Origin of the sequence: Moorena bouillonii PNG (assembly GCF_001942495.1) — a bacterium.
Lineage (GTDB): Bacteria > Cyanobacteriota > Cyanobacteriia > Cyanobacteriales > Coleofasciculaceae > Moorena > Moorena bouillonii.
This window is the reverse complement of sequence record NZ_MKZS01000001.1, coordinates 754,528-766,484: the sequence shown is the minus strand read 5'-3', so window position 1 is coordinate 766,484 and position 11,957 is coordinate 754,528. Positions and strand designations below refer to the sequence as shown.

The window sequence follows — 11,957 nt, the reverse complement described above, 5'->3', positions numbered from 1 at the left end:
TCTTGGGGAGGCAGCGCGGTCTTGGGGAGGCAGCGCGGTCTTGGGGGTTTCCCCCATGAGCGACTGCCGTGGTTCCTCCCATGAGCGACTGCCGTGGTTTCCCCCACTCGCGCTTTGCATCAAGACAATTTTGATTAAGCTGTCACCGATCTAATTTGCATACTCAAGACGAGGGGGAGAGTAGCAGAGGGATTGACGACTTTTTCCGTTCGCGTAGCGTGGCCATTCGCACCTCAAGCAGCGTGGCAAAAGGCCACGCGTGGCCAACGGCCAAGGCCTTAAGTACCAAATAGGTCAATTCAATGTACACTACCTTACTCTACGGTGTGACCGACAGTGGTTATGATCTGTCTAATTGACTCTTCAGAGGCTTCGGTTTCAACTCTAACCGTCTTTGATGTTACATCCACTGCGACTTTAGAGTCTGGCTCCTGTTGGAGTATACCTTCGGTAATGGTCTTGGCACACGCATCACACGCAATACTGGGAACTTTTAACTGTACTACTGCCATAGTCAATACTTCATCAGTTTTTTTTACACCGGTTAATCAGCTTGCCCTTGAAGCTCGCAGCTCAAGGTAGCAAGGTTAATGCTTACCTATAACTTAGATCGATTGACTACAATACTCAAAGGGCCTAGCCAGGATTGACTAGACCCATTCGAGTGGAAAAAGACAAATTTTCAACGAGTTAACTTTCTGACTACCAGTTTTGAATTATTACTATGGTTGGCAAACTACACAGATACACCTGATACTAAATCTCACACAGTCGTGTCTTTCCGGACTTTGGTTTGGCTTCCTCCAACTTATGTTGGTTTCTCGCCACTTCTTGCTATGTTCGATTGGTGCCTACTGTGGCTGGGCCATAGACCGCTAGAAATCATCTTATCTATGCCCATTTGGTTTTTGGCTTCAGGTTTTTTTCTGAAGGATGACTTCCACTCTTTTAAGCTAACACGGCCTTCTGGAGATTACGAATACTTGTTGTTAAAGTTCAGGAGTCTTTACAGACTGCAACGATTAGATTAAGAAGGTTGAAGCATGTAGGGTCAATGGTGAAGTGTTATAGCAGAAGTCAAAAGTCAGAAGTCAGAAGTCAGAAGTCAAACTCTTGCGCTTACTTAGGTTTGAGACTTTTGTCATATCCGCGCCTGCCCTGGCGACTGCTATAATTGCTTTTTAGATGCAAGGCTTTTATTAACTTTAATGGTACGGTGCAGCAATCATTTCTTATTTGTCTGGGATTTCCCCAACACATTTCCCCAATACTCAAAGGGCCTAGCCAGGATTGACTAGACCCATTCGAGTGGAAAAAGACAAATTTTCAACGAGTTAACTTTCTGACTACCAGTTTTGATCACTACTATGGTTGGCAAACTACACAGATACACCTGATACTAAATCTCACACAGTCGCGTCTTTCCGGACTTTGGTTTGGCTTACTCCAACTTCTGTTGGTTTTTGGCCACTTGATGCTATGTTCGATTGGTGCCTACTGTGGCTGGGTCATAGACCGGTAGAAATCATCTTATCTATGCCCATTTGGTTTTTGGCTTCAGGTTTTTTTCTGAAGGATGACTTCCACTCTTTAAAGCTAACACGGCTTTCTGGAGATTACGAATACTTGTTGTTAAAGTTCAGGAGTCTTTACAAACTGCAATAATAAGATTAAGAAGGTTGAAGGTTGAAAGGTTGGAGGTTGAAGGTTGAAGGTTGAAGGTTACATACAGGTTATAGGTTACAGGTTGAAGGTTACAGGTTGAAGGTTGAAGGTTACAGGTTGAAGGTTACAGGTTGAAGGTTGAAGGTTACAGGTTGAAGGTTACAGGTTAGATGTAACAGGTTTAACGTTACAGATTGCCAGTTATACATCATCCGGCTTTCAGTTTTTAAGCCTCTAATCTCCAACCATCAAACCTCCAACCATCAAACCTTGGCCTATGGGCCACGCTACGCGAACAACCAACCAACCTTGGCCTATGGGCCACGCTACGCGAACAACCATCAAACCTTGGCCTATGGGCCACGCTACGCGAACAACCTCCGAACCTTGGCCTATGGGCCACGCTACGCGAACAACCTCCGAACCTTGGCCTATGGGCCACGCTACGCGAACAACCTCCGAACCTTGGCCTATGGGCCACGCTACGCGAACAACCTCCGAACCTTGGCCTATGGGCCACGCTACGCGAACAACCTCCGAACCTTGGCCTATGGGCCACGCTACGCGAACAACCTCCGAACCTTGGCCTATGGGCCACGCTACGCGAACAACCTCCGAACCTTGGCCTATGGGCCACGCTACGCGAACAACCTCCGAACCTTGGCCTATGGGCCACGCTACGCGAACAACCTCCGAACCTTGGCCTATGGGCCACGCTACGCGAACAACCATCACAATGGTTTGCTCTCCTATCAATGGTGGGCTTTCACCTTCGGTTCTATGTAACAATAGATTATAGGTAAATTAATAAATATAGCGATAGGGTCTTAATTACCATATGCCCATACCCTAAAGCTGACTTGTAGAGAACCATGCCCGATATCCCTAATTATTTGCGCGGTAACGAAATCCGGCAAACTTTCCTCGATTTCTACTCCCAACGGCAACACAATGTATTGCCAAGTGCTTCCCTAGTACCGGAAGACCCGACGGTGTTGCTGACAATTGCGGGAATGTTGCCGTTTAAACCGATTTTTCTAGGACAACGTCAGTCGGAATTCCCTCGCGCCACCACCTCCCAAAAATGTATCCGCAACAATGATATAGAGAATGTGGGACGCACGGCACGGCATCATACTTTTTTTGAGATGCTGGGGAATTTTAGTTTTGGGGATTACTTTAAGGAACAAGCGATCGCATGGGCATGGGAACTCTCTACAGAGGTATTCGGTTTGCCACCAGAACGCTTAGTAGTCAGTGTGTTTCGGGATGATGACGAAGCGTTTGCGATCTGGCGGGATAAAATTGGCATCCCAGCCCATCGCATCCAGCGCTTGGGTGAGGAGGATAATTATTGGAAATCGGGTCCAACCGGTCCTTGCGGTCCGTGTTCAGAACTTTACTACGATTTTCACCCAGAACTGGGAGACGAGAGCATTGACTTGGAAGATGATACCAGGTTTATTGAGTTCTATAACCTGGTATTCATGGAATACAACCAGGATGCCGAGGGTAACCGCACTCCGTTAGATAAGCAAAATATTGATACGGGGATGGGGCTGGAGAGGATGGCGCAAATCCTCCAGCAAGTGCCGAATAATTATGAAACTGATTTAATTTTCCCGATTGTAAAAACCGCAGCGGAAATTGCTGGGGTTAACTATAACAAGAGTGATGAGAAGACGAAGGTTTCTCTGAAGGTTATTGGTGACCATATCCGGGCAATTGTTCATATGATCGCGGATGGGATTACGGCTTCTAACACCGGACGGGGTTATGTGTTGCGCCGTTTGCTCCGTCGAGTGGTGCGTCATGGCCGTTTGATTGGGATTGATGGGGAATTTACCTGGGAAGTGGCTCAAACTGCGATCGCATTATCTGAATCAGCTTATCCTAATGTGCGGGAACGGGAAAAGACTATCAAAGCGGAAATGCAGCGGGAAGAGTCTCAATTCCTGAAAACCCTGGAACGGGGTGAGAAGCTGCTGGCTGAGATTTTGGCCAAGAAGCCTAAGCAGATTTCTGGCACAGATGCGTTTACCCTCTATGATACCTATGGTTTCCCAGTGGAATTAACTGAGGAAATTGCTGAAGAACAGGGCTTAACTGTAGACCTCGATGGCTTCGAGGTGGAAATGGAAGGCCAGCGGGAACGGGCTAGAGTTGCCCATGAAACGATTGACTTAACGGTACAGGGTAGCTTAGATCAGCTAGGGGAACAGATCGATAGTACGACATTCCTTGGTTACACTCAACCCCAGTCCATGGCTAAGGTAGAGGCTTTGCTAGTTGATGGGAAGTCTGTGGAATCCGCTGGAGCTGGCAGTAAGGTCCAGGTGATTTTGGATCAGACCCCATTCTATGGAGAATCTGGCGGACAAATAGGCGATCGCGGTTATCTGTCTGGGGATTCGGTATTGGTTCGGATCGAAGATGTTCAGAAGGAATCGGATTTCTTTGTCCACTTCGGTACCATCGAACGGGGAAATCTAGGGGTAGGCACAACAGTAACTGCTCAAATTGACCGGGCTTGTCGCCGTCGAGTTCAAGCTAACCATAGTGCGACTCATTTACTGCAAGCGGCTCTGAAAAAAATTGTTGACCCAAGCATCTCTCAGGCAGGCTCTTTGGTGGCTTTTGACCGCTTGCGCTTTGACTTCAATTGCCCTCGCGCTCTGACATCGGAAGAGTTAGAGCAAATTGAAGCACAAGTTAATACTTGGATTAGTGAAGCCCATACTGTAGATGTGGAGGTGATGGCCTTGACAAAAGCTAAGGCTAAGGGCGCGACCGCTATGTTTGGGGAAAAGTATGGCGATCAGGTCAGGGTGATTGATTTCCCTGGTGTCTCCATGGAATTGTGTGGTGGTACCCATGTCAACAATACTGCTGAGATTGGCGTGTTTAAGATTATCTCTTCCGCAGGGGTGGCTTCTGGAATTAGGCGGATAGAAGCAGTAGGTGGACCGGCGGTGCTGGATTATCTGAATGTGCGGGATAAGGTGGTTAAGGATTTATGCGATCGCTTTAAGGCACAACCGGAAGAGTTACCTGAGCGGATTAGTAATTTACAACAGGAACTCAAGGCTACTAATAAACAGTTAGATGCCCTGAAGCAACAACTGGCTTTGGCAAAATCTGACCAGTTATTAGCACAAGCTAAGTCAGTAGGTGAGTTCAAGGTTCTGGTAGCGAAGATGGAGGGAGTAGAACCAGAGGGATTAAAAAGTGTTGCGCAACAGCTACAGCAGAAGCTGGGAGAAAGTGCGGTAGTGTTGGGTTCAGTGCCTAGTCCCAACAAGGTGAGTTTAGTGGCAGCCTTTAGTAAGGGTGTTAATCAGAAAGGCTTGCAGGCTGGGAAGTTTATTGGTGCGATCGCTAAAATTTGCGGTGGTGGTGGCGGTGGACGACCTAACTTGGCCCAAGCTGGTGGAAAAGATGGCAGTAAGTTAGGGGAAGCTCTTGATAGCGCCTTGCAACAGTTGTTGGAAGGGTTGCAGTAGCAAGGGATGTATAGTTTAGGACATAGTTTGGTTTAAAGGGAACAGGGAACAGGGAACAGGGAACAGGGAACAAAACTATGTCTTAAGCTTTGCTTCGACTGCTATAGAAACTGGAGCTGGCAAAGGTAACGAAAATTGTATTAGTTGTATTGGAGCGATCGCAGTCGGTTTGCGATCGCTTTTTTATGCTGTGGTGAGCAATTTAGTGCGTCAGTGCAATAGTTTTTTTGAGCCACTGACCGACCCATCGTAATTGGTAAGTTAGTGCAATAATTTTTTTTGAGCGCTTGCATGTTAATCCAATTTCGGTTACAATTACCTCACTGCTGAAGCAATGGTTTTCCAGCCATGATGATTTCTACCGCCCAAGCCGCTAAATTACTAGGTGTTTCTGCCACTCGCCTCCGTTTCCTGATCAGCAAGGACAGAGTTACCGGAGCTTACAAAGTGGGTAGAACTTGGGTGATTCCTCGGTTTGATGGCATGCCAGTGGTCACTCCTGGTACTCGCGGACCGAAGCGGAACTGGTCAAAGCGTAGGAAGTACACTAAAGCTGTTATCCATGTTAATCAGAGGGTAATTCGCAACAATCTCAAGACGGGGGACTGCAATCCTATGATTACAGTAAAGCATTGAAACAATTTCTGATTTTCAGGTAATTTAATTTGGTACAGATAAGGGCATTAATTTAGATATCTCACTGCAGGATTTTTTAGTGGTGGATGGTTTACCCTTGGAGTAAGTTTAAGTGGAAAGCGGATCGCTTTTTGCTGAGTTTTGCGATGCTCTTTCACAGCCGTTAAGGGAACACATCAAACGACATATATATAGCGTTTTCATTTAAGATGTAAACTGATAAGGTCTTTTTTTATTGTCCTATAAAACTCTGGAGCTTTTGCCCCTCTTGCTTCTTGCCTCTTGGCTCTTGACTTTTTGGACAATTTATTATTATACAAATCGTTTGAAAAACCTATATCCAATTTCAGCGACTGATAAGAAGAAACGGGGTATTAAGGGTCTTGGTTGATAAGTCCTGTGGGAAATCAACCTGATATTAAAATTTTCTGCATAACTTTTGATGATTAGCCGGATAAGTCTATAGATACTTAAAAATTGGCTATCACCACTCAGGATTCAGCAGGTAGTGTATGAGCTGAATACTGACCATAAGCCCAGCTTTGAAAACAGCCTTTGTTGGGCTACATCTCACCGATGGATCAGGGTGGTTCTGCCTCACGCCGTCTTATCATTTAAACCATGAAAAATTACAAAATACTAACTCTAGGAGCATCTGGTGCAGGCAAGACTGTATTCCTTGCCAGTATGTTTAAGTCCCTATCAATCCAAGGGGAACATGGATTCTATCTTGAAGTTGAGGATTTCACACAACAGCAGCTACTGAATGATATTTATACAAACTTGATCGCTGGGGGAATTTGGCCTGAGGGAACGACATATGATGAGATATCCGAGTGGACATTTACTTGTTGTGTCAAGAATCGTAATCTGGAAAACTTTCCAATTTGTCAGTTTAGTTATTTTGATTATGCTGGCGGACGATTCAGGGACATGGACGAAAACGATCATAAGCTACAAGCAATAATCAGACAAGCTGATGCAATTTTGGGACTTTTAGATGGTCAAAAAATCCAGGCATTACTGAGCAATAGCAATCAAGACAATAAGATGGATAATTTTTTAAAAAAAGACTTACCAGCACTAATCAAGTGGATGTCGCATTCTCAAGCACCAATTCAGTTTGTAGTCAGCAAGTGGGATTTGCTGGAAAATAATTTTGGTTTACAAGAAATAAGCGATCGTCTCCTGGAAATTCCTGAGTTTAAAAAATTAGTTCTTGAACGAAATAGAGAAAGTTCTCCAGTACGCCTTATTCCAGTAAGTTCAGTGGGTTTTGGTTTCGCAACACCTCAACCTGATGGCAGTATGAAAAAGATTGCTGGCTCAATTCCACGTCCTTTTCATATGGAAGTTCCTATATCTTGTGTGATACCAGATCTTGTCGAGAAAGACATTCAGGTAAATCGTCAGAAACTCATTGCTATTAGTAACGAAAAGATTGGAGAAGATAGTGGATTTAATAAATTATTCAATAACTTCTTAAAGGGTATATTGACTTTCGGTATATTGATTGATATACTTGTTGAAATTTTGGTATCATTAATCCTAGATGATGATACGAACATTATACAACTAGAGATCATCAAAAAAATTGATAATTTTGTCTTAGCAAAAATCAGAAAAAAAGTTGAAGGTAATGACAAAATAATAACTGAATTGCGTCAAAAACGAGATGAAAGTATCCAAAAAATTCAAGATAAAACAACAGCCCTTAAAAGTGCTGTGACAAGTTTTTTGTATATTAGCAATAAACTTAGCCAAGATTTTTCTGACTCTGAAATAATCATAGATTAACTAAAGTAATCTTAATAATTATCAAAGCCAAGATTCCAGCAATGACTATGAAAAATTACAATATTCTTACTTTAGGAGCATCAGGGGCTGGTAAAACTGTGTTTTTGGCTAGTCTTTTTAAGCAATTATTAATTCAAGATAGGGAAGGATTTTTTCTGGAAGCTCCCAAAGATCAGCAGGATAAAAAACTTGTTGAAATCTATAAAAAAATTATCGGCAAAAGTGAAGATGACTGGCCTACATCAACATGGAATATAACTGATTGGGAGTTTATTTGTTGTGTCAAAAATCATAATATTGAAAACTTCCCAGTTTGTAAGTTTACCTATATTGACTATCCAGGAGGATTGATTACAGATATATTAAAAGATCAAAAAAACTATTTTAATTTTAAAACAAAAGTTCCTAATGCTGATGCAGTTTTGGCGATTATTGATGGTTTCAAATTATTGAAATTCATGGAAGACCAAGACCTAAGTGATAAAAAAGTTATCAATTTGTTGCAGAAGGATTTACCCAATATCATGCAATTGGTAGATAAATGTAAAAAAGACACCCCAGTTCATTTTATCATTAGTAAGTGGGATCTGCTTGAAAGTCGTTATAAGCTCTCAGAATTAAGAGAACGCTTATTAGAAAAAGTTCCTGAGTTTAAGGCTTTTGTTAAGAATAGAGTCAATGCTGGTTGTCCAGTGCGTCTGATTCCTGTAAGTTCTATTGGTTCGGACTTTGCTACCCTCCAGCCTGATGGATCGATGAAAAAGAATCCTGGCGCAATTCCTAAACCGTTCCAGTTAGAGATTCCTATTGCTTGTGTCTTGATTGATCGAGTAAACGCTTATATTAATACTTTACAATCAGGCCATCAAGATAGTCATCAACAGGTTCAAGATAAAAATATATTTTTATCTTTGTACAAGCAAATTCAGTCTTTTTTAAATCGACAAGCTGACTTGCCTATTCCCAAGCAGGAAGAACGTTTGCAAGAGATCAAGGATGAGGAAACTGCACTTAATTACTTGGTTGGTACTTTCGTAGATCATCTCCAAAAATTTGAGGTAAATTTTCCCGCAGCTAATTTGGGAGGAGAAATTATCTGCCCGGATCCACCTGTAACTCCCCCCCAGAAGAAACTATTTAATCCAACTCTAATTCGTACCCTGAAAGGACACCAAAAAGTAGTGTGTTCCGTTGGTTTCACATCCGATGGACAAACCTTGTTCAGCTCCAGTCATGATCGAAGCGTTCGATTTTGGCAAGTTGTATCGGGAAAACAATTACAAGGAATGGTGCGTGAAAAGTCAGGTTGGGTAAGAGCAAATCTGAGTCAAGACAATCAACGGCTATTTACCAGCTGTGAAGATAATACCATTAAGGTATGGGATTCCAATACATGCAAACGCATATACAAACCATTGAAGGGACATTCTGACCTGATTAATGGGTTTGTGGTTAGTCCCGATGGGCATAAACTGATCAGTGCGAGTCGGGATAAAACTCTGAAAGTCTGGCAATTGGGAACTAGTGGTGGTACACTCATAAACACTTTAATCGGACATCAAGGCTTTGTTTATGCCCTTGCTGTTGCCCCCGACTGGCACATTGTGGCTAGTGGCGGAAGCGACAAGAGAGTGCTACTTTGGGAACTCCACAGTGGCAATTTGCTTCATACCCTAGATCAGCATCCTGGTTTTATCAGGGCTTTAGCATTTAGTTCCGATGGCAATATTTTGGTTAGTGGTGGTTATGGTGGAACACTCTATGTGTGGGATCCGAAAACCCGCAATCTGAGGTATGAGTTGACAGGACATACCGGAGCAATTTTTTCCCTCGCTATTAGTCCAGATAACTGCATCCTGGCCAGTGGAAGTGATGATCGCACGATCAAGCTGTGGGATTTATCAACTGGAACTATAGTCAGTACTCTAAATGGGCACATTGCCACTATAACTACTCTAGCATTTAGTCCAAATAATCAAACCTTGGCTAGTGGCAGTTTCGACAGAACGATTAAAATTTGGAAACTTGTATAAACCTTAGTTCAAGTAAACCTATGCACTCCAACTCCCCTGTCCCTAACTATCTACCGCAAGCGATTTTAGTAACTCTCTTTTGCTGTTTCCCCTTTGGAATTGTTGCAATTGTCTATGGGGCTCAAGTTAATACAAAATACAAAGCAGGAGACCTCGAAGGCGCATATAAAGCATCAGATAATGCTAAAAAATGGTGCTGGATTAGTTTTATAACCGCCGCAATAATTATGGGTTTATCTGTTATTTTTTACCTCGTACGTGGTTATTAAAACCCTAAACCAAAAATCCACTAAACGTTCACAATCATAGTCTCATGAAAAAAACATACTTATCTTCTTTGTCTACCATAACTACAAGAAAATTGAAGGTAAAAGTTTTATCAGGAATTATTTTAGGTTCAGCTATAATTCTGTATTTTTTTGATCCTGCTATACCTGGAAAACTTTACCCTCCTAGTCCATTTCGGACGTTAACTGCTTTGTATTTTCCAGGCTGTTGGACACTGCGAGGACTTCATCAATTACTTCATGGTAATCTGTGGGCAGCCTTTGGGCTGAATCCCCTGATGGTGTTGTCATTGCCTTACCTAATCTACTCCTACATTTGCTACAGTTTACCTGCATTCACAGGACGCAAAGTTTACCAAATTTTCATCAAACCGGCTTGGATTTGGTGGATGTTGAAAATAATTTTAGCCTACTGGATTTTGCGGAATATTCCCTTCGCTCCTTTTTCCTGGCTTGCTCCTTAATGAAATGTGATTTAAGAGGTTGTCTGAGAAGTCTCATTTGCTACATCCAAGCCCCCGTTGGTCCCCCAATTCTGGGGGACTTTTACAAGCAAATGGACTCTTGTTCCCCCCAAAGTTGGGGGGTTAGGGGGGCAAAATTCAGTATAAAAAAACTTTTCAGATATCCTCTAAGAGTTCATAGCTAAGGCAACTCGATCAGGGCAACGAGTTGCTTGTCATCAATCAATGTAAAAACTAAATTTATTAAATTGTAACTATGAGTATTAAAGCTTGGCCTTTTTTAGTAAGCCGTAACCGCTATCTTGACTACAGAACAGTTGTCGCTCCTGATTTCATCTGTGATGCTAAGATTGCTAACTTACTGGCGAGAGTAACGGATGGAGATTTAACCGAACCAGGAAAAGGATTTATCAAGCAAATTTATGGAACAGAAGCCGGAAACTTTACCATAGTCTTTAGAATCATCCAAGCCACCGAAAAAGACCTTAACTCTAAAGAAGGAGATGATATCCTAAAAGATGAATTTGGTAGAAAAATTTATCTAATTGAGGGGGTGGTTATTCAGGGTATTAAGAGCAAAAACCAGGTTTCTATTTCCAATCAAAACCTTGAGGATGTTCATCAGCGACTGACAGAAGGTTACACAGAATTTTGGGAGCATATTGACCCCCATCCAGCCATTCCTTCCAGTATGCTTTCCTTAAGTAGTATGGATGATTCGAGTAGTCCTTTACTACTCGAAGAATTAAAACCATTCCAGGTTAACTCTAAACCTCAAAAGTCAGAGATTGAGCAAAAGGAAGATAATCCGATCATACCTAGGCAATCCCTAATTAATTTTAGAGTTATTATATTAATCGCCCTAGGAATCCTGGGGATGTCTTTTTTTACTGTAATTGTAACATCTATCTGGGGAATAAATAAAGAGGTATATCACTGTACTACTAGTGAGGAAATGCCGATAAAATTTGAGAGTAAAAATAACATCAGTGATGTTCTCAAGAAGCATCAAAAAAAGTATCGGAAGGCAACAATACTCCTTGAGGGTTCTTTTAAAGTCAAATCCAGTAAACAATGGCAATTTTTGACAAGGAGAAAAAAACTCGATAAATCTAACTATACGATTAACTTCAATCGAGATAAATTACAGCTACAAGATTATCCTCTTGACTTAGCAATCGATCAACTTGCCAAACAGCAAGTTGTTGAAGACACTATTATCAAGGCAAAAATTATAAACAGAAAGGAGTGTAACTAAAGTTGCAATCCCAGGAAATGTGCGTCTACCCAAATTGTCATGGAACTAGCACCGGATGATTAAGTTTACGTGAGGCATATAAAAGTGCTGCCTGCAAATCATTTGCCTCTAAATCAGGCATTTCTTCTAAGATTTGCTCAGCAGTAAGTCCAGCCGCAAACAAATCCAGTACATCGGATACTCTAATTCTCATACCGCGAATGCAAGGGCGACCACCGCACTGTCTCGGATTAATGGTAATTCTTTGAAGCAAATCTGACATCTAGCGTTACTCCAGAATGAATTTTAATCTCGCTATATAGCGTTTATTATAG

Annotated in this window: 10 protein-coding genes and 1 pseudogene; 8 read left to right on the top strand and 3 right to left on the bottom strand. The window is 42.3% G+C overall.

The window, feature by feature from the left end; translation table 11 throughout:
- Positions 1-314: 314 nt before the first annotated feature.
- Positions 315-512: a heavy-metal-associated domain-containing protein gene (locus tag BJP37_RS03165; RefSeq protein WP_075896407.1), complete on the bottom strand. Its 198-nt coding sequence runs from the start codon at positions 510-512 to the stop codon at positions 315-317.
- A 1,423-nt stretch (positions 513-1,935) separates the two neighbouring features.
- Here BJP37_RS03165 and BJP37_RS35500 point away from each other — a divergent pair.
- Together BJP37_RS35500 and alaS are read left to right on the top strand one after the other, a co-directional pair.
- A complete protein-coding gene (locus tag BJP37_RS35500; protein WP_143727445.1) occupies positions 1,936-2,451 on the top strand; it encodes a hypothetical protein in 516 nt (171 codons plus the stop codon).
- Positions 2,452-2,537: 86 nt separating this feature from the next.
- Complete coding sequence (alaS, locus tag BJP37_RS03155) at positions 2,538-5,168, top strand: alanine--tRNA ligase (protein WP_075896403.1); 2,631 nt, start codon at positions 2,538-2,540, stop codon at positions 5,166-5,168.
- A 140-nt stretch (positions 5,169-5,308) separates the two neighbouring features.
- Here the strand turns inward: alaS and BJP37_RS38315 are convergent, their stop codons facing one another.
- Positions 5,309-5,461, bottom strand: a complete 153-nt coding sequence (locus tag BJP37_RS38315) for a hypothetical protein (protein ID WP_158069382.1) — start codon at positions 5,459-5,461, stop codon at positions 5,309-5,311.
- 55 nt (positions 5,462-5,516) lie between these two features.
- Here BJP37_RS38315 and BJP37_RS03150 point away from each other — a divergent pair.
- From BJP37_RS03150 to BJP37_RS03125, 6 genes and pseudogenes are all read left to right on the top strand, one after another.
- Positions 5,517-5,798 (top strand): annotated as a pseudogene (locus BJP37_RS03150) (helix-turn-helix domain-containing protein); the annotation flags it as partial.
- Positions 5,799-6,425: 627 nt separating this feature from the next.
- Positions 6,426-7,601 carry a hypothetical protein gene (locus BJP37_RS03145; protein WP_075896402.1) on the top strand — a complete coding sequence of 392 codons (1,176 nt, stop codon included), beginning with the start codon at positions 6,426-6,428 and terminating at the stop codon, positions 7,599-7,601.
- A 41-nt stretch (positions 7,602-7,642) separates the two neighbouring features.
- Complete coding sequence (locus tag BJP37_RS03140) at positions 7,643-9,634, top strand: WD40 repeat domain-containing protein (RefSeq protein WP_081431044.1); 1,992 nt, start codon at positions 7,643-7,645, stop codon at positions 9,632-9,634.
- 20 nt (positions 9,635-9,654) lie between these two features.
- Entirely contained in the window at positions 9,655-9,903 is a 249-nt protein-coding gene (locus BJP37_RS03135) for a CD225/dispanin family protein (RefSeq protein WP_075896398.1), read from the top strand.
- Between the two features lie 44 nt (positions 9,904-9,947).
- Positions 9,948-10,385 carry a DUF2752 domain-containing protein gene (locus BJP37_RS03130; RefSeq protein WP_075896395.1) on the top strand — a complete coding sequence of 146 codons (438 nt, stop codon included), beginning with the start codon at positions 9,948-9,950 and terminating at the stop codon, positions 10,383-10,385.
- Between the two features lie 256 nt (positions 10,386-10,641).
- Positions 10,642-11,643 carry a hypothetical protein gene (locus tag BJP37_RS03125; protein ID WP_075896393.1) on the top strand — a complete coding sequence of 334 codons (1,002 nt, stop codon included), beginning with the start codon at positions 10,642-10,644 and terminating at the stop codon, positions 11,641-11,643.
- 37 nt (positions 11,644-11,680) lie between these two features.
- Here the strand turns inward: BJP37_RS03125 and BJP37_RS03120 are convergent, their stop codons facing one another.
- A complete protein-coding gene (locus BJP37_RS03120; RefSeq protein WP_075896391.1) occupies positions 11,681-11,905 on the bottom strand; it encodes a DUF433 domain-containing protein in 225 nt (74 codons plus the stop codon).
- Positions 11,906-11,957: the final 52 nt, after the last annotated feature.